This window comes from Streptomyces sp. NPDC093984, from assembly GCF_044764595.1.
Lineage (GTDB): Bacteria > Actinomycetota > Actinomycetes > Streptomycetales > Streptomycetaceae > Streptomyces > Streptomyces cynarae.
The window spans coordinates 387,344-404,974 of sequence record NZ_JBIWIM010000001.1 but is presented as its reverse complement, the minus strand read 5'-3'; the positions used below and the strand labels follow the sequence as shown (position 1 = coordinate 404,974).

The following is a 17,631-nucleotide window of genomic DNA, read 5'->3' as shown; positions in this document are numbered from 1 at the left end:
ACAGCCGATCACTCGACGGACTCTTACGCGAAGGAACTCTCCCATGACCGACACCCAGGTCACCGGCACGTCCTCCGGGGCGGTGGAGTGATGGAGCGTCCCCCCATCACCCCGCAGCTCGGCCGGACCCGGGTCATGGCCATCCTCCGGTCGGGCGACGCCCTCGGACTGCCCGCCGTGGCCCGGGCGCTCGCGGACGGCGGCATCACCTGCCTCGAGGTCACCCTCACCACCGTCGGTGCCCTCGACGCCCTGGCCTGCATCCGGGACGACCTCGGACCCGCGGTGGCGGTCGGCGCCGGTACCGTGATGACCACCGGCCAGGCCCGTGACGCGCTGGCGGCCGGAGCCGAGTTCCTCGTCTCCCCGGTCGTGGACACCGATCTGATCCGCAGCACCGCGAAGAGCGGCATCCCGTGCTACCCGGGTGCCTGGACGCCGACCGAGGTGGCCGCCGCGTGGCAGGCGGGCGCCGCCGCGGTCAAGCTCTTCCCGGCCTGCACGGGCGGCCCCGCCCATCTGAGCCAGCTGCGCGCGCCGCTGCCGGAGATCCCGCTGATGGCCGTCGGCGGCGTGGACATCGCCCAGGCGCGCGACTACATCGACGCGGGAGCCTGCGCCGTGGGCATCGGCTCGCCGCTGCTGCGCGGAGCGGACCGGGACCCGAGTGCGACGGCCCTGGGAGCGCTCACCGAACGGGCGCGCACCCTGCTCGACACGGTCGGGGCGACCGCCGCGGCCGAGGAGGTCGGCCGATGAACAGCCCTTCGCGCACGCCGTACCTGGTGACGGTCGGGGAGACCCTCGCGGCCCTGTCCGCGTCGCAGCCCGGCCCGCTCTCCCTGGGCGCCGATCTGCGGCTCGGGCTCGCCGGAGCGGAGTCGAACGTCGCCGTGGGGGTCAGCCGGCTCGGCGGCCGCGCCGTCTGGATCGGCCGCGTCAGCGAGGACGCGCTCGGCGACCTCATCCTGCGGGAGCTGCGCGCGGAAGGGGTCACCGCCCTCGCCGTACGCGACCCCGCCCCCACGTCGCTCCTGCTGAAGGAACGGCGCACCGCCGGCCACCACCGCACGCGCTACTACCGCACCCACACGGCCGGTGCCGGACTGTCCCCGCAGGACATCCCCGAAGACGTCGTCGCCGGCGCGGCCGTCCTGCACCTCACCGGGATCACACCCGCGCTGGGCGACGGACCCGCGAAGGCCGTCACCCGGGCCATGGACATCGCCGCCGACGCGGGAGTGACCATCTCACTCGACATCAACTTCCGCTCGCTGCTGTGGAGCGAGGACGAGGCCGGGAGCGCCCTGCTGCCGCTGCTGCGCCGCTGCGACCTTGTCTTCGCGGGACCGCACGAGGCCCGGCTCGTGGTCCCCGGCACCGACGACCCGGAGGAACTCGCCCGGGGCATCCGCGACCTCGGCCCGTCCGGCGCCGTGATCAAACTGGGCGCCGAGGGAGCGTTCGCCCTCCTCGACGGGCAGCCGCACCGGCAGCCCGCGATACCCGTGCGCGTGCACGACTCCGTGGGCGCGGGGGACGCCTTCGCCGCCGGATACCTCGCCGAACTGCTCGCGGGTGAACCGCCCGAGCAGCGGCTGCGGACGGCTGCCCTCCTCGGCGCCTTCGCGGTCAGCACCGCGGGCGACTGGGAGGGCCTGCCCCGCCGCTCCGAACTGGCCCTGCTCGACCACCACGACGACAACGTCCGCTGAACAGCCCCGCCACCGCCCCCTTCAAGGAAAGTCCCGGGAAGCCCCATGCCCACACCTGCCTCGTCCGGCCCCCTCCTCGTCCTCACCGGCTCCTACACTCCCGACACCGGGGGCGAGGGCGCCGGTCTCGCCGCCGTGCGCTTCGATCCGGCGAGCGGCCATTTGGCCCCCGAGAGCGGACTGCCGCCGCTGCCCGTCAGCGGCGCCTCCTTCCTGGCGGCGCACCCGACCCTGGACGTCGTCTACAGCACGAACGAGACCGACCCCGGAACCGTCACCGCGGTCACCCGGCAGCCCGACGGCGCTCTGACGCCCCTGGGCACCCCGGTCCCCAGCGGCGGGACGAACCCGTGCCATCTGAGCGTCCACCCCGACGGCCGCTGGCTGCTGACCGCCAACTACGGCAGCGACACCGCACCCGGCACCGTGGCCGTGCACCGGCTCGACGAGGACGGGCGGGTGAGCGAGCCGACCGACGTCGTCGAGCACGAGGGCTCGGGCCCGGTCACAGGACGCCAGGAGGGCAGCCACGCCCACCAGGTCGTCGTCGACCCGGCGCGCCGCTTCGTGCTGGCCACCGACCTGGGCGCGGACGCGGTGTTCGCCTACGTGCTGGACACCCGCGCCGGAACCCTCACACAGACCGCGGTGAGCCGGCTGCGCGCGGGCTCCGGCCCCCGCCACCTCGCGTTCGCCCCCGGCGGCGAGCTGGTGTTCAGCGCCGACGAGCTCTCCTCCACCGTCACCTGCCACCGCTACGACGCCGGGACGGGCGTCCTGACGGCGGGCTCCGCCGTGCCCGCCACCACGGCCCAGGACGTCGACAACTATCCCGGCGGGATCGTCGCCTCGCCATGCGGGCGCTTCGTGTGGGTGACCAACCGCGGAGCGGACACGGTGGCCGCGTTCCGGGTCACCGACCCCGGCCTGACGCCGATCGGCGAGTTCCCCAGCGGCGGCACCTGGCCCCGCGGCCTGACCCTGACGGCCGGTCACCTCTTCGTCGCCAACCAGCACAGCGGCACCCTCGCCGCGCTGCGGGTCCGGGACGACGGCACCCTCGAACAGCCCGCCCCGGCGGCATCCCTCCCGTCGGTGGTCTACACGCTTCCCGTCTGAAGACCCCGCACCAACGACCTGCGCGGCGCCGACGCGCACACCGTCGAGGAGCATCACCCCGGCCGGGCGACACCGCACCCCGCCACCGCCGTGATCCGTCTGAAGCGCGCGCAGAGCGGAAGCAGCGGCACACTGTTCCGCCTCACCCCAGCGCCCGGTCCAGATTGAACGCCGCGCTGATCAGGGCGAAGTGCGTGAACGCCTGCGGGAAGTTGCCCTGTTGCTCGCCGGTGTGGCTGATCTCCTCGGCGTACAGGCCCAGATGGTTGGCGTAGGTGAGCATCTTCTCGAACGCCAGCCGTGCCTCGTCCAGCCGTCCGGCGCGGACCAGTGCCTCGACGTACCAGAAGGAGCAGATGGAGAACGTGCCCTCGTCGCCCCGCAGGCCGTCCGGGCTGGCCTGCGGGTCGTAGCGGTAGACCAGGGAGTCGGAGACCAGGTCCTGGGTGAGCGCGTCCAGTGTGGACAGCCACTTGGGGTCGGTGGGCGCGATGAACTTGGCCAGGGGCATCATCAGCACGGACGCGTCCAGTACGTCGCCGTCCTCGTGCTGGACGAAGGCCTGGCGCTTGACGGACCAGCCGCGCTGCATGATCCGCCGGTAGATGGTGTCGCGGCACTGCAGCCAGCGCACCATGTCGGCGGGCAGGCCGCGGCGGCGGGCCATCCGGATGGCCCGTTCGATCGCCACCCAGCACATCAGCCGCGAGTACAGGAACTTCTTGCGGCCGCCGCGGGTCTCCCAGATGCCCTCGTCCGGCTGGTCCCAGTTGGCGCAGACCCAGTCCACCAGTGCGCAGACCTCGTCCCACTGGTCGCTGGAGATGGGCTGCGCCCACTTGTCGTAGAGATAGATGGAGTCGATCAGGGCGCCGTAGATGTCGAGCTGGAGCTGGTCGGCGGCCGCGTTGCCGACCCGGACCGGCGCGGAGCCCTGATGGCCCTCTAGGTGGTCGAGTTCGTACTCGGGCAGGTCGGTGCGGCCGTCGATGCCGTACATGATCTGCAGCGGGCCGGACGGTCCGCCGTCGCCGGGTGTGATGTGCCGGGTCACGAACTTCATGAACGCCTCGGCCTCGCCGGCGAACCCCAGCCGCAGCAGGGCGTAGACACAGAACGCCGCGTCGCGCACCCACACGTAGCGGTAGTCCCAGTTGCGTTCGCCGCCGAGCCGCTCGGGCAGGCTGGTCGTCGGCGCGGCCAGGATCGCGCCGGTCGGGGCGTAGGTGAGCAGCTTCAGGGTGAGGGCGGAGCGGTGCACCATCTCCCGCCAGCGACCGCGGTAGCGGGACTGGTGCAGCCAGCGCCTCCAGTACCCCACCGTGGCGGCGAACTGGTTCTCGGCCTCGACGCGTGCGCACATGCGCGGCGCCAGATGTTCACCGACCTGGTCCAGCGCGAACACCGTCGCCTCGCCCTCGGCGAGTTTGAAGTCCGCCCACACGTCCCGGTCGTCGCCTTCCAGGGGAACGGTTGCGGTCAGGGCCAGTGACAGGCCGGCGGACTCGAAGACCGCCACGTCACCGAGCAGCCGCAGGGTGTGCGGCTGCCTGCCGTAGTCGAACCGTGGAGCCACCCGTACCCGGAAGGGCAGGGAGCCCCGCACGCACAGGACCCTCCGGATCAGCCGGTGGCGTTCGGTCTCGACGGATCCCGCTCCGACGGGCATGAAGTCCTGCACCTCGCCGACGCCGTCCTCGGTGAAGAACCGGGTGATCAGGACGTTGGTGTCGGGGAAGTAGAACTGCTTCGTGCGGCCGGGCACGGTCGCGGCGAGTTCGAAGCACCCGCCCCGGTCGGCGTCCACGATGGCGCCGAAGACGCTCGGGCAGTCGAAGGAGGGGCAGCAGTACCAGTCGATGGTGCCGTTGCTTCCCACCAGGGCGACGGTGCGCATGTCACCGATCAGACCGTGGTCGGCGATCGGCAGGTACCGGGAGTGCCCGGGCCCGTACTGCTCGCTCGGCGTTTCGGCCATCGCAGCCTCCCTGACCACCGGGTACGCGCACCGCAGGTCCCAGAGTAGGCGCAAGGCGAGGGGGCGGCACGGGGGAGCGGATCCGCCCCCGGTCTCGGGCCGTCAGACCGTGATCACCCGGACGCCCGCCTCCTCGAACCGCCGCACCGTCTCCGCCCCGGCCGCCGTGTCCGTGACCAGGGTGTCCACCGACTCCACCGCGCAGATCCGCGCGAAGGCGCGCTGCCCCAGCTTGCTGGAGTCCGCCGCCACGACCACGCGCGCGGCGCGCTCGCACAGCACACGGTTGATCGCGGCCTCCGCCTCGTCGTGCGCCGCCGCGCCGTGCGTGACGTCCAGGGCCACGACGCCGAGCACGGCCACGTCCAGGGTGATCTGGCCGAGTACGCCGTCCGCGAGCGGACCGATCAGCTCGTACGACTGCGGTCGCGCGACCCCGCCGGTGACCACGATCTTGAACTGGGGGCGCACGGCCAGCTCGTTGGCGATGTTCAGCGCGTTGGTGACGATCGTCAGCGCGGGGGAGCCCGAGGCCAGGTCGCCGCGCGCCGCGAGCGCCCGCGCGACCTCCGTGGTGGTGGTGCCGCCGGTGAGACCCACCGCCTCGCCGGGCGTGATCAGACCGGCCACCGCCTGTGCGATGCGCAGCTTCTCCGAGGCGCGGCGGGCGGTCTTGTAGCGCAGCGGCAGTTCGTAGGAGACCCCGTGCACCACCGCGCCGCCCCGGGTGCGCACCAGCATCTGCTGCTCCGCGAGCTGGTCGAAGTCGCGGCGGATCGTCGCGGCCGACACCCCGAGCTCTGCCGCCGCCTCCTCGACCTCCAGCCGGCCCCGCTCGACGAGCAGCTCCAGCAGCGCCTTCCAGCGGGCGTCGCGGGACATCCCCACTCTCCGTTTCCTTGACCTTGCGGGTGACCCTAGCGCACCGTACTTGCGTCGCAATGCTTGATCGTGCGCGAAATCTGGCTCAATCTTGCAAGAACAAGCATCACTGGCATCGCTGGGAGGGTGCGCATGACGTACGTCGAGCAGGAGCTGACCAGCCAGCCCGAGTGCTGGACGCGCGCCGCCGAGAGCGCGCAGGGCCACAAGGACGTGCTGCCGGCGGCGGGGGAGCGGGTGGCGATCGTGGGGTGCGGGACCTCCTTCTTCATGGCGCAGGCCGCCGCCGCGCTGCGCGAGCGATCCGGGCAGGGAGAGACGGACGCGTTCGCCGCCTCGGAGTTCCCCCACGGCCGGGCCTACGACCGGGTCGTCGCCCTCACCCGGTCCGGCACCACCACCGAGGTCCTCGACCTCCTCGGCCGGCTCCGCGGTCAGGTGCGCACCACCGCGATCACCGCCGATGCGCGCACGCCCGTGACGGAGTGCGCCGACGAGGTGGTCGAGCTCGGCTTCGCCGACGAACGCTCCGTCGTCCAGACCCGGTTCGCCACCACCGCCCTCACCCTGCTCCGCGCCCACCTCGGCCTGCACTCGGACGCCGTGGTCGCCGACGCCCGCACCGCCCTGGAGGCCCCGCTGCCCGAAGGGCTCGTCCAGCGCACGCAGTTCACCTTCCTGGGGCGCGGCTGGACGGTCGGGCTCGCCCACGAGGCCGCGCTGAAACTGCGCGAGGCCGCGCAGGCGTGGACGGAGGCATACCCGGCGATGGAGTACCGGCACGGCCCCATCAGCATCACCACCCGCACGACCGCGACCTGGATGCTCGGCGAGGCACCCGACCAACTGGCCGCACAGGTCCGGGAGACGGGCGGGCTGTGGGTGGCCGGCGGCCTCGACCCGCTCGCCGAACTCCTCCGCGTCCAGCGGCTCGCCGTCGCCCTCGCCACCGCCCGCCGACTCGATCCCGACCGGCCGCGCCATCTGACCCGTTCGGTGATCCTCGCACCCGATTCCCACGCCAGGTGAGAAGGAGCAGCCGTGCCCCTCGCCCCCACCGGTGAGCTGATCGCCGCCGCTGCCGCGGCGGGCGGTGCCGTCGCCGCGTTCAACGTCATCACCCTCGAACACATCGAGGCCGTGATCGCGGGCGCCGAGGCCGCCGACGCCCCCGTCGTGCTCCAGGTCAGTGAGAACGCCGTCAAGTACCGCTACGGACGGCTCCTCCCGCTCGCCCGCGCCGCCGCCGCGGCCGCCGCGCGAGCCGCCGTGCCCGTCGCCCTCCACCTCGACCACGTCCAGAGCGACGACCTGCTCCGGCAGGCACCCGGCGCCGGGTTCGGTTCCGTGATGTACGACGCGGCCCGGCTGCCGTACCAGGAGAACCTCACCGCGACCCGCGCCGCCGCCGACTGGGCGCATGCCCAAGGACTGTGGATCGAGGCGGAGTTGGGGCAGGTGGGCGGCAAGAACGGCGAACCGCCGCCCGACCCGCACACACCCGGCGCCCGCACCGACCCTGCCGAGGCCGCCGCCTACGTGGCGGACACCGGTGTCGACGCGCTGGCCGTCGCCGTCGGCAGCACCCACGCGATGACCACGCGCACGGCCGCACTGGACCACGCCCTGATCGAACGGCTCAGTGCCGCCCTGGACGTACCGCTCGTGCTGCACGGCTCGTCCGGCCTGCCGGACCACGAACTGACCGCGGCCGTCGCGGGCGGCATCGCGAAGGTCAACATCGGCACCGCCCTGAACGTCGCGATGACCGGAGCCATCCGGGAGTTCCTCGCCGGGCGGCCCGAGGCGGTCGACTCGCGCGGCTACCTCGGCGTGGGACGGGAGGCGATGGCCCGGACCGTGGCCCGTCTCGTGACCGTGCTGCGGGACGGCGGCACACCCGCATCGGAGTCCCCGCCCCCGTAGGCGTCCCCCCCCCCGCACGCTCCACGCGGGGGACTGTCGCGGGTTCGGCTACTTCTTGACCGCCTTCAGCACGACGAACTTGGGGTCGCTCGCGACCAGTTCGCTGTTGCCGAAGAGGCGGCGCAGCTTCACGTGGTAGCCCAGATGACGGTTTCCGATCACCCACAGCTCGCCGCCCGGCCGCAGGGCGCGCCGCGCGCCGGTGAACATGCGCCAGGCGATGGCGTCCGTCGTCGCCTGATGGGAGTGGAACGGCGGATTGTTGAGGACCAGGTCGACGCTCGCGGCGGGCACCCCGGACAGACCGTCACCGACCCGGAACTCCGCCCGCCCCCGGGCGTTGTCCCGGTAGGTCGCCTCCGCCGAGCCCACCGCCTGGTACGACTCGTCGGTGAACAGCACCTCGGCCTCGGGGTCCGCCAGCGCGGCCGCCAGCCCCACGATGCCGTTGCCGCAGCCGAGGTCCACGATCCGCTCGGCGCCCCGGCCGCGCGGAAGGTGCTGGAGGAAGAAACGGGTGCCGATGTCGAGGCGGTCGGCGCAGAAGACGCCCGCGTGGTTGGTGACGGTCCGGCCGGACAACGGGCCGATGCCGTCGGGGAGTCGGTAGCGGTACGGCCACGGGTTGCCGCCCCGGTCGAGGTCCGGGTCGGGGGTGCAGAAGATCAGCCGGGCCTTCTGCTCGGCGAGCGAGGTACGGGTCGGCCCGAGGACGCGCTCGAACAGCTCCAGCGTCGAGGTGTGGATCTCCTTGACCATGCCGGTGCCGATCACCACCGTCCCCTCGTGCACACCGGGCGCCAGCCGGTGCAACTGGTCCTCCAGCAGCGCGAGGCTCTTCGGGACGCGGATCAGGAGCACGTCGACACGGGACGGCGGGTCGTCCCGGGTGCTGAGCAGCCGGACGGCACCCGCGTCGACGCCGTTGCGCGCGAGGTTCGCGCGGGTCGCCTCCTGCCCCAGGAACGAGTCGGTGATCTGTGTCGGCCGGTGCGCCGCGAGAGCCGTGGTGAGCGCACCCCACCGGTCGCCGACGATCACGACCGCACCGTCGAGCGGGGTGCCGCTCGCCGCGAGGTGCCGCAGCAGATACGCGTCGGAGGCGTCCCAGGCACGCAGCCGGTCGCGGGGGTCCTCCGGGAAGCGGGCCAGCGCGTACCCGCCCCACGGCGTGGTCAATCGGTCGTTCATGGTGCGTCCAGGCTAGCCGAGCCGCAGGTGGGGCCCCGTCCCCGGTGGGCCGGATACGTGATGATGGGGCCATGGACGCCGAGCTCTTCCCGCGGAGCCGCGCACAGGTCGCCCCCGGCGCGGTCCATGTGCCCGACTGGCTGGACGCGGACCGTCAGCTGCGGCTCCTGGACGCCTGCCGGGAGTGGGCCCGCCCACCGGCCGGACTGCGGACCGTGCGCACGCCCGGCGGGGGCACGATGACCTCACGGCAGGTCTGCCTCGGCTGGCACTGGTATCCCTACGGGTACGCCCGCACGGTCGTCGACGGCGACGGCGCCCCCGTGAAGCCGCTCCCGGACTGGCTCTCCGCACTGGGCCGCGACGCGGTCGAGGCCGCCCTGGGCCCGCGGGCGGTGCCGTCGGAGCCGTACGACATCGCCCTGATCAACTTCTATGACGCGGACGCCCGTATGGGGATGCACCGCGACAGCGACGAGACGTCCGACGCGCCCGTGGTGTCGCTGAGTCTCGGCGACACCTGCGTCTTCCGTTTCGGCAACACCGAGACCCGGGCGCGCCCTTACACGGACGTGGAGCTGCGCAGCGGGGACCTGTTCGTCTTCGGCGGCCCGGCGCGGCTCGCCTACCACGGGGTGCCGAAGGTGCGGCCGGGGACCGCGCCGCCCGCGTTGGGGCTGACGGGCCGGCTGAACATCACCCTCAGGGTCAGCGGCTTCCGCCGGGACCCGGAGCGGATCATGGGAGACTCGCCCTCATGAGCGGTAAGGCGGGCCCCCGGGCGGTAGGGGAAGGGAACACACGGACACGGCTGGACCGGGGGCGCGGCGCGCTCGGACCCGCGCTGGAGCTGGTGCACACCGGCCGTGCGCCGACGCGTGCCGTGCTCACCGCCGAGCTGGGCGTCACCCGGGCGACCGCCGGAGCGGTGGCCGCCGAACTCGAGGCGCTCGGCCTGATCCGCGTCGACGCCCACCCGGGGGCCGCCGCCGGGACGCAGGGCCGGCCCTCGCACCGGCTGGAGATCGCCGAGGACGGACCCGTCGCGCTCGCCGCCCAGGTGCACGCCGACGGCTTCCGGGCCGCGCTCGTCGGCCTCGGCGGCCGCATCGTCGCGACCGCCCCCGGCTGCGAGACCGTCGACGCCGACCCGGCCAAGGTGCTCGGCTCGGTCGTCGAAGCGGGCGCCGAACTGCTGCGCGAGACCGGGCGGCGCTGCGTGGGCGCCGGGCTCGCCGTGCCGTCCGCGGTCGCCGAACCCGAGGGCCTGGCGCTCAACCCGCTGCACCTCGCCTGGCCGGCGGGAGCGCCCGTACGGGAGATCTTCGCCGAGCGGGTGCGCGCCGCCGGCATCACCGGGCCCGCCTTCGCCGCCAACGACATCAACCTGGCCGCGCTCGCCGAGCACCGGCACGGCGCGGGCCGCGGCTCCAGGGACCTGCTGTGCGTGGCCACCGGGCACCGGGGCGTGGGCGGCGCGCTGGTGCTCGACGGACGGCTGCACACGGGCAGTTCGGGTCTGGCGCTCGAGGTCGGCCACCTCACCGTGAACCCGGAGGGCCGCCCCTGTCACTGCGGCAGCCGTGGCTGCCTCGACGTGGAGGCGGACCCGCTGGCCTTCCTGGCGGCGGCCGGGCGCGAGGCCGGTCCCGAGGTCTCACAGCTTCAGCAGGCCAACGACCTCATCCGCACCGCGTACGCCACCGACCCGGCCGTCCGCGGCGCCGTCGAGCTGCTGATCGACCGGCTCGGCCTCGGCCTCGCCGGTCTGGTCAACATCCTCAACCCGGACCGCATCATCCTCGGCGGGCTGCACCGCACCCTGCTCGACGCCGACCCCGAGCGGCTGCGCGCCGTCGTCGCCGACCGCAGCCTGTGGGGCCGCAGCGGCCAAGTCCCCGTCCTCGCCTGCACACTCGATCACAACAGCCTGGTCGGAGCGGCGGAGCTGGCGTGGCAGCCGGTACTGGACGACCCACTGGCCGCCCTCACCTGACGCCTTCAGGCGGTCAGGCTCCACAGCGCCGCCACCAGCGGACGGCGCAGATCCGTCCGGCGTACGCACAGGCCGATCGGAAGGCCTCGGGCGCCGGATCGGCCTGGATCACGGTCAGAGGGTCGCGCACGGCGCTGAGTTCGAGGACCAGCCGGGGCACCACACCGGTGCCGCAGCCGAGCGCGACCAAGGTCAACAGGGCTTCGTGGCAGTCCGGCTTCCCGTACCGGCATCACGGTCACCGTGGGTCTGCGCCCCGCTCCGCCTCGACCGCCGACGCCCGCGCGCACGGCTTCACCGAGGAGGACGGCACGCTCGGCGACTGGCTCGCCGTCACCGCCGAGAGCGACCTCACGTTCGTGGCCTGTCACCCCCATCCTCGGGTCGGTCGCCGAGACCGAAAGCGGCTGTAGGGACAACGATCCGTGGGATCGAGCCATGCGCCGGGCCGACGCTCAGCGGCACCCCCGTCGCCCAGCACCGTACGGACGCAGCTCACCACTGACGGCCCCGCGGCAGCTCACCCCGGCCCGGCGCCGACACATGCAGCACCTGGAACACCTCACCCGTCGCCTTGGGCGTGTCGTGATCCCAGAGCGAGAAGTGCACCAGCTCCCAGTGGCGCGTGTCGACGGCCGCCGCCGCGAGCACGGCGCCGTCCTCCCCGGCCAGCCGACCGGCCTCCCGCACGGCGTCCTCCATCACCTCGGACAGCGGCAGGCCGTCGGGGACCTGTTGCCGACGGCGCACCGCCACCACGGCGGGGGAGGCCGCAGCGACGCCCTCCTCGTACGCCAGCCCCGTCCACTGCTGCACCACCGGCCGCCCGAAGTCGCCCACGAGCCCCTGGAAGGCGCCACCCCACAGGAAGGCGTTCATCCCCTCCACGGTGTTCCAGAGGTAGAACGGCCCGTACTGGTTGACCGGTGAGCCGTGCACCCCGCGCTCACGCATCAGGAAGGTCTTGAAGCCGAGGCCGTCCCAGTCGTCGAGCAGGTGCCCGATGCGGGAGACGCGTCCCCGGATGATGTCCATGTCGTAGTCGGCGGGCAGGGTCAGCTCGTACTGCATCGCGTGCATGGGGTGCCTCCTCAGGCGGGATGGTCCTCGGGGCGGACGTGCGCGTCCCATTCGGTGGTCGTGCCGTCCTCGGCGGCCTCGACGACCGCGAGATGCGTCCTCTCCGCCGAACCCTGCCGGGTGTCGGGGCGCTTTCTCGTGGTCTGCACGTGACTCCTCAGGAGGCCGGACGGAGAAGGGAGAGCAGGCCCCGTACGCCCGCGTCGAACGCCGCCGGCGAACCCGAGGCGCGGGCCAGGACATACCCGCCCTGGACCGTGGCGAGGATCGTCGCCGCGATCTCCTCAGCATCCAGGTCCTGTGCGAACTGACCCTGCTCCTTGCCCTCTTCGACGATTCCGGCGAGCTCTTCGCGCAGCCAGTCGATCGTCTCGTCGACGGGTGCCCGCAGTTCGGCGCTCGCGATGACGTCGGGGTCCATCGTCAGCCGGCCGACGGGGCAGCCGCGCAGTACGTCACGCTCGCGCCGCAGATACGCCTCGATCCGCTCGTACGGCGTCCCGGGCGCGCCGAGTACGCCCCGCGCAGTAGCCCGCATCTCCTCGGCGGTGCGGCGGATGGCGGCCAGCGCCAGATCGGGCTTGCCCTTGAAGTGGTGGTACATGCTGCCCTGTCCGGCGCCCGCGCGCTCCAGGATCGCCTTGGGGCTGGTGCCCACGTACCCGCGCTCCCACAGCAGCTCACGGGTGGACTCGATCAGTCGCTCCGGGGTGCTCATGACGCTACTGTACATACTAGTAGGTACAGTAGGCGACCTTTCGGGGAAGCACCTTTCGGGGAAGCAACGGCCGTCCGCCCGCATACTCCTCGTGAGGTACGCACATTGCCACCGGCCGTACGACGACCTGGACCCCCTCCTCGCGCGAATCTCGAGGCATCACCCGAGAACACACCGAGGGAGATGACCTCACGATGCAGACCCTGGCTCACTGGGACGGCGGCCCCGGCCCGTGGATCCTGTTCTTCCCGCTGATCTGGGCGGCCGTCGTGGTCGGCGCCGTCACCGTGCTGCGCCGCACGGCCCGGCGTGACCGCGGCGGCCCCTGGCGTCCGGTGGACGGCCGTCCCGCCGGGGACTCGCCGATCGCGGTGCTCGGCCGCCGCTTCGCATCCGGCGAGATCGACGAGGACGAGTACTGGCGCCGACTGTCCGTCCTGGATGAACAGTTCGGCCGTGTCGGCAAGGGCGGTGCCGCGTGACGACCGTTCGCCCTGCGGACGGCCGCCCGCTTCTTCGGCGCCGCCACGGTCCACGGCAGCGGTGACACCGCCGTTCGGGCCTCGGCCCGGACTGCGTGAGCGTCGGCGTTCCGGCCGGCCGGTTCCCCGTGATCACGGGGCCCTCGGGCTCCGTCACGTCGGCGCCGACGCACGTATCCCGGCTTGCCTCAGGGACAGGGGGTCACCGCCCGGTCAGCCGGCAACGGCGGACCGGGCGGGAGCATGTCGGGTCGTGTGCTCGTCGACCGCCGGCCCGCGGGCGGGCGCCTCGAGGGCGCGTTCGTACGGGGTACGGCTGCGCACCGGCCCGGCCGGCGCCGCCGACGGCGCGGGAAGCGTGAACCAGACGACCTTCCCCGAATCGCCGTCCGGACGCGCCCCCCAACTGGCGGCCACAGCGGCGACCATCGCCAGACCGCGTCCGCTGGTGGCGGAGGGATCCGGCGCGCGCAACTCCGGCAGGCGCGGATCGTGGTCGTGCACCGAGACGGTGAGCCGGTCCAGCAGCAACTCCATCTCCACGGTGCACGTCTTGTCGGGCTGGGCATGCAGGTGGACGTTGGTCAACAGTTCCGTCACACCGAGCGCGGCCCGGTCGATCAAGGAATCGAGATGCCAGTAGCGCAACTGCGCCGATACGATTCTGCGGACCTGGCCGATCCGCGACGGCAGGGCTTGGAGCTCCACCGTGCAGTGCCTGCTTGGCTGGCTGATCACGGCTGCGACTCCCCGAATTGAGGTCCGGAAGAAGACACGGAGATCGGATCCAGCAGGGTGGCCGGGTGTACACGCCGCCTGCTGTGCGGCTGAGTACTCCGGCCGCCTGGTGCGGAACGGCTTCGTACGGGGGCCGCCCGCTGTCGTGACCGGCGGCTGGTTCTTCAGCGTAATCGCCGGTAAACCGAGAGTGATGTGAGACCAGAGTGACGCAGGGCACGCCGCGCCGCAACTCACGCCGCGCTCAGCCGCCGCGACCTGCCGCCTTGCGGACCGCCTCGATGAACCGCCGCGCCGACGGCGGCCCCGGCTGCCCCGGGGCCGGGTCGTGATCACCGAGGGTCAGTGAATAGCGGGTGCCGTTCAGATCGGCCAGCGCCCGGTCCTCGGGCGCGAACCAGGGCTGGGACGCGCGCACCGCCTGCACCGGCGCGCTGTCGATCTCGCTGCCGTAACTGGTGAGCAGGCGCAGCCTGCCGTCACTGATCCGGACCTGCCCGGCCCGGGTGAGCGACCGCAGTCCCTTCCCGATCCGCACACCCGTGGCCGTGAACTCCGGCTCCGCCATGATGTCCGCCCCCTTGTGCGTTCGGCTGGGCCCGCTGCGGATCCCGCCCGGCGGCGCGATCCCGCGGCCTCGATCGAGAGTTCGGTCGTGATCCAGTGTGCATCCCCGGTCGGACGGGTCCCCCGGGCGGAGCCCGCCGCACCGGCTCCCGTCCCGCGGTGCAGTCTGCCCCGGCCCGGCGCGTCGCACCAGTGCGCGTACCGAGACGGGGGTGGCCGGTCGGCGCACTCGCGCGGATGCGCCCCCACGGATTTCCGCCTGTTTCCCGCTCCCTTCCCAGGTGCGCCTTTGAGTGGCTCAAAGATGCGTTTATGCAGGTGAGAAGGCATGTGAAAGGTGCCTATGATGCAGAGGTCCGACCGAGTGATCCGGACATCGGCACGCCCCTGTAAGGAGTCCCGCCGTGAGTACCTCCCAGATGACCCGACCCGGCGAGACCCTCGACGTGGACCGCAGTGACCCCGAGTACCGGGCCTGGCTGAAAGCGGCCGTCCGCAAGGTCCAGGCCGACGCCAACCGTTCCGCCGACACGCATCTGCTGCGCTTCCCACTGCCCGAGCACTGGGGCATCGACCTGTATCTGAAGGACGAGTCGACCCACCCCACGGGCAGCCTCAAGCACCGTCTGGCGCGCTCGCTGTTCCTGTACGGGCTGTGCAACGGCTGGATCCGGCCGGGCCGCCCGGTGATCGAGGCGTCCAGTGGTTCCACGGCCGTCTCGGAGGCCTACTTCGCGAAGCTCATCGGCGTGCCCTTCGTCGCGGTCATGCCGCGCACGACGAGCGCCGAGAAGTGCCGCCTGATCGAGTTCCACGGCGGACGGTGCCATTTCGTGGACGACCCGCGCACGATGTACGAGGCCTCGGCCGCCCTCGCGGAGGAGACCGGGGGCCACTACATGGACCAGTTCACCTACGCGGAACGGGCCACGGACTGGCGTGGCAACAACAACATCGCCGAATCCGTCTTCCGCCAGCTCGAGTTGGAGCGGTTTCCGGAGCCCGCTTGGATCGTCGCCACGGCCGGCACCGGCGGCACCTCGGCGACCATCGCGCGGTACGTGCACTACATGGGGTACGACACCCGCGTCTGTGTCGCCGACCCGGAGAACTCCTGCTTCTTCGAGGGGTGGACGAACGGCGATCCGGAGGTCACCTGTGACCGCGGCTCGCGGATCGAGGGCATCGGCCGGCCCCGGATGGAGCCCAGCTTCGTCCCCGGCGCCATCGACCGGATGATGAAGGTCCCGGACGCGGCCGCAGTCGCCGCGGTACGGGCCCTGGAGCGGGCGATCGGCCGCAAGGCGGGCGGCTCGACCGGCACGGGCCTGTGGGGCGCGCTGAAGATCGTCGCGGAGATGGTGGCCGACGGGCGCACGGGCAGCGTGGTCACCCTGCTGTGCGACCCGGGGGACCGCTATCTGGACAAGTACTACTCGGACGTGTGGCTGGCCGAACAGGGACTGGACATCGCACCGTACGCGGCGGCGATCGAGTCGCTGCTGCGGACGGGGGTCTGGCCGGGCTGATCCCTCCCCGGCGCCTCGGCGACGCGGCTGGGGCGCCCGCTCGACGAGCTTGGGGGCATGCGCCTCAGGCCTCGCGAGCCGGGCGCCCGTCCTGTTCGGAGCTCTGACCCGCCAGCCTGCGGTCCAGGGCCGTCACCGCGCCGCGGAACACCCGTGCCAGGGCACCGCGCGACAGCCTCACCAGCAGGCGGAAGAGCGCGTTGCCGTCGGCCGCCCACGTCCACTGCACGTGGGTGCCCGTGCCGGCGGGGGTGAGCCGCCACTCCTCGAGCAGCGCGTGGACGCCGGGGACGGTCGCTTCGTCGACCCGGTACGCGTACAGCTCGTCGGGCTCGGCCGCGACGATCGTCTCGCGGAAGCGGGTGCCGCCCGCGAGGCGCACCTTGCGTCCGGCGCCCTCGTCGATGAGACCTATGGACCTCACCGCGGGAAACCAGTCGCTCCAGCCGGGGACGTCGTCGGCGAGGGCGCGGAAGACCACCTCGGGGGAGGCGGTCATCTCCCCGGCGAACACGAGCCGTACGGGAGCGGTCCGGGTGAACGCGAGTCCCACCGGGCGCAGGCGGTGTGCCATGACGAAACCTCCTCGCGGGACGTGCGCGAACGGAAGCCGGCTCCGCTTCACCTTAGCTGACGCAGTGTCAGCTGTCTGTGTCTTCCTCGGACTCTCCCGCGACCACCAGCCGCCGCAGATGCTCCGAGATCTCCATCCGCGCGTCCGTCGGCAGCCCGGCGTCGGTCACCAGGGTGTCGACCTCCTCCAGCGCGGCGAACGAACTCAGCCCCACCGTGCCCCACTTGGTGTGGTCGGCGACCACCACCACACGCCGTGCGGACTGCACGAGCTGCCGGTTGGTCTCGGCCTCCGCCAGGTTCGGCGTCGACAGGCCCGCCTCCAGCGATATGCCGTGGACCCCGAGGAACAGCACGTCGAAGTGGAGGGAGGCGATCGCCCGGTCGGCGACGGGGCCCACCAGCGAGTCGGACGGGGTGCGCACACCGCCCGTGAGGACGACCGTGGCCGCGCCCTGCCGCTGGCCCGAGGTGCGCTGAGCGGCATGGAAGACGTCGGCCACCCGCACCGAGTTGGTGACGACGGTCAGATCCGGCACGTCGAGCAGGTGCTGGGCCAGCGCGTACGTCGTCGTGCCGCCGGACAGCGCGATCGCCGTGCCGGGAGTGACCAGCTCGGCCGCGGCCCGGGCGATGTCCTCCTTGGCCGTCAGCTCCAGGCCCGACTTCGCCTCGAATCCCGGTTCGTGCGTACTGGCCTCGACCACGGGCACCGCGCCGCCGTGCACCTTCTCCAGCACGCCCTGGCGGGCGAGCGCGTCGAGATCGCGGCGGACCGTCATGTCCGAGACGCCGAGCTTGCGCGTCAGCTCGTTCACGCGGACGCCGCCGCGTCGTCGCACCTCGTCCAGGATCAGGGCACGGCGCTGCTCCGCGAGGAGGTTCTGATTCTCGCTCACGTCCGCTCCGTCCCCTTTCATCCCATCACGTCCCACATGTCGCCTATACCGGCTCCGACGAGGTCATTCTCCCGCCGCCGGCACCGCGGACGCCCCATCCTCGCACGCCTCGCCGCAGGTGGCGCCATCCCCCGTCACCTGGGATCCGTCCGCCCTCCCCGCCGCTGTCACACATATCGGGGAGATTCCGCGCCGGCAGGTGTGCGCCGCCGGCGCAGCGGAGATCCTCTTGCTGCCC

Annotated in this window: 19 protein-coding genes and 1 pseudogene; 9 read left to right on the top strand and 11 right to left on the bottom strand. The window is 72.6% G+C overall.

All coding sequences use genetic code 11. The features are described 5' to 3' along the window. Positions 1 to 90 precede the first annotated feature (90 nt). The 3 genes from ACIRC0_RS01890 to ACIRC0_RS01880 are packed head-to-tail and all read left to right on the top strand — an operon-like array spanning position 91 to position 2,834. Entirely contained in the window at positions 91 to 759 is a 669-nt protein-coding gene (locus ACIRC0_RS01890) for a bifunctional 4-hydroxy-2-oxoglutarate aldolase/2-dehydro-3-deoxy-phosphogluconate aldolase (protein ID WP_403609908.1), read from the top strand. Then, positions 756 to 1,715 carry a sugar kinase gene (locus tag ACIRC0_RS01885; protein WP_403609906.1) on the top strand — a complete coding sequence of 320 codons (960 nt, stop codon included), beginning with the start codon at positions 756 to 758 and terminating at the stop codon, positions 1,713 to 1,715. Before ACIRC0_RS01890 ends, ACIRC0_RS01885 begins: the two co-directional genes overlap by 4 nt. 45 nt (positions 1,716 to 1,760) lie before the next feature. Continuing rightward, a complete protein-coding gene (locus tag ACIRC0_RS01880; RefSeq protein ID WP_403609904.1) occupies positions 1,761 to 2,834 on the top strand; it encodes a lactonase family protein in 1,074 nt (357 codons plus the stop codon). Between the two features lie 142 nt (positions 2,835 to 2,976). On the opposite strand, the gene ACIRC0_RS01875 is transcribed toward ACIRC0_RS01880, so the two are convergent. Both ACIRC0_RS01875 and ACIRC0_RS01870 read right to left on the bottom strand, forming a co-directional pair. Beyond that, positions 2,977 to 4,812, bottom strand: coding sequence for a glycoside hydrolase family 15 protein (locus ACIRC0_RS01875; protein WP_403609902.1), 1,836 nt, complete (start codon positions 4,810 to 4,812; stop codon positions 2,977 to 2,979). A 102-nt stretch (positions 4,813 to 4,914) separates the two neighbouring features. After that, positions 4,915 to 5,694 (bottom strand): DeoR/GlpR family DNA-binding transcription regulator, encoded by a 780-nt coding sequence (locus ACIRC0_RS01870; RefSeq protein WP_403609899.1) that lies wholly within the window; start codon positions 5,692 to 5,694, stop codon positions 4,915 to 4,917. Positions 5,695 to 5,826: 132 nt separating this feature from the next. On the opposite strand from ACIRC0_RS01870, the gene ACIRC0_RS01865 reads away from it, so the two are divergent. Beyond that, entirely contained in the window at positions 5,827 to 6,723 is an 897-nt protein-coding gene (locus tag ACIRC0_RS01865) for an SIS domain-containing protein (RefSeq protein WP_403609896.1), read from the top strand. Positions 6,724 to 6,735: 12 nt separating this feature from the next. After that, positions 6,736 to 7,620: a ketose-bisphosphate aldolase gene (locus ACIRC0_RS01860; protein ID WP_403609894.1), complete on the top strand. Its 885-nt coding sequence runs from the start codon at positions 6,736 to 6,738 to the stop codon at positions 7,618 to 7,620. Between the two features lie 48 nt (positions 7,621 to 7,668). Here ACIRC0_RS01860 and ACIRC0_RS01855 read toward each other — a convergent pair whose 3' ends face one another. Beyond that, positions 7,669 to 8,811 carry a methyltransferase gene (locus tag ACIRC0_RS01855; RefSeq protein WP_403609892.1) on the bottom strand — a complete coding sequence of 381 codons (1,143 nt, stop codon included), beginning with the start codon at positions 8,809 to 8,811 and terminating at the stop codon, positions 7,669 to 7,671. 71 nt (positions 8,812 to 8,882) lie between these two features. Here ACIRC0_RS01855 and ACIRC0_RS01850 point away from each other — a divergent pair, with 71 nt between their 5' ends. Together ACIRC0_RS01850 and ACIRC0_RS01845 are read left to right on the top strand one after the other, a co-directional pair. Further along, positions 8,883 to 9,572, top strand: a complete 690-nt coding sequence (locus ACIRC0_RS01850; RefSeq protein ID WP_403609890.1) for an alpha-ketoglutarate-dependent dioxygenase AlkB family protein — start codon at positions 8,883 to 8,885, stop codon at positions 9,570 to 9,572. After that, positions 9,569 to 10,807 (top strand): ROK family protein, encoded by a 1,239-nt coding sequence (locus ACIRC0_RS01845; RefSeq protein ID WP_403609887.1) that lies wholly within the window; start codon positions 9,569 to 9,571, stop codon positions 10,805 to 10,807. Before ACIRC0_RS01850 ends, ACIRC0_RS01845 begins: the two co-directional genes overlap by 4 nt. A 5-nt stretch (positions 10,808 to 10,812) precedes the next feature. On the opposite strand, the pseudogene ACIRC0_RS01840 reads toward ACIRC0_RS01845, so the two are convergent. The 4 genes and pseudogenes from ACIRC0_RS01840 to ACIRC0_RS01825 all read right to left on the bottom strand — a co-directional run. Then, a pseudogene (locus tag ACIRC0_RS01840) lies at positions 10,813 to 11,027 on the bottom strand (LysR substrate-binding domain-containing protein); the annotation flags it as partial. Between the two features lie 275 nt (positions 11,028 to 11,302). Further along, complete coding sequence (locus tag ACIRC0_RS01835; RefSeq protein WP_403609884.1) at positions 11,303 to 11,887, bottom strand: DUF4865 family protein; 585 nt, start codon at positions 11,885 to 11,887, stop codon at positions 11,303 to 11,305. Between the two features lie 11 nt (positions 11,888 to 11,898). Then, positions 11,899 to 12,036 (bottom strand): hypothetical protein, encoded by a 138-nt coding sequence (locus ACIRC0_RS01830; protein WP_403609881.1) that lies wholly within the window; start codon positions 12,034 to 12,036, stop codon positions 11,899 to 11,901. Between the two features lie 8 nt (positions 12,037 to 12,044). Continuing rightward, the gene (locus ACIRC0_RS01825) at positions 12,045 to 12,605 is read right to left on the bottom strand and encodes a TetR/AcrR family transcriptional regulator (protein WP_403609879.1); all 561 of its coding nucleotides are present in this window, start codon (positions 12,603 to 12,605) and stop codon (positions 12,045 to 12,047) included. A 194-nt stretch (positions 12,606 to 12,799) separates the two neighbouring features. Between ACIRC0_RS01825 and ACIRC0_RS01820 the strand changes: the two genes are divergently transcribed. Further along, positions 12,800 to 13,087 (top strand): SHOCT domain-containing protein, encoded by a 288-nt coding sequence (locus ACIRC0_RS01820; RefSeq protein ID WP_403609876.1) that lies wholly within the window; start codon positions 12,800 to 12,802, stop codon positions 13,085 to 13,087. 213 nt (positions 13,088 to 13,300) lie between these two features. On the opposite strand, the gene ACIRC0_RS01815 is transcribed toward ACIRC0_RS01820, so the two are convergent. Together ACIRC0_RS01815 and ACIRC0_RS01810 are read right to left on the bottom strand one after the other, a co-directional pair. Beyond that, a complete protein-coding gene (locus ACIRC0_RS01815) occupies positions 13,301 to 13,825 on the bottom strand; it encodes an ATP-binding protein (RefSeq protein ID WP_403609873.1) in 525 nt (174 codons plus the stop codon). 244 nt (positions 13,826 to 14,069) lie between these two features. Beyond that, positions 14,070 to 14,393 carry a hypothetical protein gene (locus ACIRC0_RS01810; protein WP_263233653.1) on the bottom strand — a complete coding sequence of 108 codons (324 nt, stop codon included), beginning with the start codon at positions 14,391 to 14,393 and terminating at the stop codon, positions 14,070 to 14,072. A 418-nt stretch (positions 14,394 to 14,811) separates the two neighbouring features. Between ACIRC0_RS01810 and ACIRC0_RS01805 the strand changes: the two genes are divergently transcribed. After that, positions 14,812 to 15,921 (top strand): PLP-dependent cysteine synthase family protein, encoded by a 1,110-nt coding sequence (locus ACIRC0_RS01805; RefSeq protein ID WP_403612638.1) that lies wholly within the window; start codon positions 14,812 to 14,814, stop codon positions 15,919 to 15,921. Between the two features lie 64 nt (positions 15,922 to 15,985). On the opposite strand, the gene ACIRC0_RS01800 is transcribed toward ACIRC0_RS01805, so the two are convergent. Together ACIRC0_RS01800 and ACIRC0_RS01795 are read right to left on the bottom strand one after the other, a co-directional pair. Continuing rightward, positions 15,986 to 16,495, bottom strand: a complete 510-nt coding sequence (locus tag ACIRC0_RS01800) for an SRPBCC family protein (protein WP_403609870.1) — start codon at positions 16,493 to 16,495, stop codon at positions 15,986 to 15,988. Between the two features lie 67 nt (positions 16,496 to 16,562). Then, the gene (locus ACIRC0_RS01795; RefSeq protein WP_366026763.1) at positions 16,563 to 17,393 is read right to left on the bottom strand and encodes a DeoR/GlpR family DNA-binding transcription regulator; all 831 of its coding nucleotides are present in this window, start codon (positions 17,391 to 17,393) and stop codon (positions 16,563 to 16,565) included. Between the last annotated feature and the right edge of the window lie 238 nt (positions 17,394 to 17,631).

Excerpts from the sequence above, each read along its gene's own strand:
- ACIRC0_RS01890 (WP_403609908.1), top strand. The coding sequence starts at position 91 with ATGGAGCGTCCCCCCATCACCCCGCAGCTCGGCCGGACCCGGGTCATG.
- ACIRC0_RS01820 (WP_403609876.1), top strand. The coding sequence starts at position 12,800 with ATGCAGACCCTGGCTCACTGGGACGGCGGCCCCGGCCCGTGGATCCTG.
- ACIRC0_RS01870 (WP_403609899.1), bottom strand. The coding sequence starts at position 5,694 with ATGTCCCGCGACGCCCGCTGGAAGGCGCTGCTGGAGCTGCTCGTCGAG.
- ACIRC0_RS01855 (WP_403609892.1), bottom strand. The coding sequence starts at position 8,811 with ATGAACGACCGATTGACCACGCCGTGGGGCGGGTACGCGCTGGCCCGC.
- ACIRC0_RS01850 (WP_403609890.1), top strand. The coding sequence starts at position 8,883 with ATGGACGCCGAGCTCTTCCCGCGGAGCCGCGCACAGGTCGCCCCCGGC.
- ACIRC0_RS01865 (WP_403609896.1), top strand. The coding sequence starts at position 5,827 with ATGACGTACGTCGAGCAGGAGCTGACCAGCCAGCCCGAGTGCTGGACG.
- ACIRC0_RS01845 (WP_403609887.1), top strand. The coding sequence starts at position 9,569 with ATGAGCGGTAAGGCGGGCCCCCGGGCGGTAGGGGAAGGGAACACACGG.
- ACIRC0_RS01810 (WP_263233653.1), bottom strand. The coding sequence starts at position 14,393 with ATGGCGGAGCCGGAGTTCACGGCCACGGGTGTGCGGATCGGGAAGGGA.
- ACIRC0_RS01875 (WP_403609902.1), bottom strand. The coding sequence starts at position 4,812 with ATGGCCGAAACGCCGAGCGAGCAGTACGGGCCCGGGCACTCCCGGTAC.
- ACIRC0_RS01880 (WP_403609904.1), top strand. The coding sequence starts at position 1,761 with ATGCCCACACCTGCCTCGTCCGGCCCCCTCCTCGTCCTCACCGGCTCC.
- ACIRC0_RS01825 (WP_403609879.1), bottom strand. The coding sequence starts at position 12,605 with ATGAGCACCCCGGAGCGACTGATCGAGTCCACCCGTGAGCTGCTGTGG.
- ACIRC0_RS01885 (WP_403609906.1), top strand. The coding sequence starts at position 756 with ATGAACAGCCCTTCGCGCACGCCGTACCTGGTGACGGTCGGGGAGACC.
- ACIRC0_RS01835 (WP_403609884.1), bottom strand. The coding sequence starts at position 11,887 with ATGCACGCGATGCAGTACGAGCTGACCCTGCCCGCCGACTACGACATG.
- ACIRC0_RS01800 (WP_403609870.1), bottom strand. The coding sequence starts at position 16,495 with ATGGCACACCGCCTGCGCCCGGTGGGACTCGCGTTCACCCGGACCGCT.
- ACIRC0_RS01805 (WP_403612638.1), top strand. The coding sequence starts at position 14,812 with ATGACCCGACCCGGCGAGACCCTCGACGTGGACCGCAGTGACCCCGAG.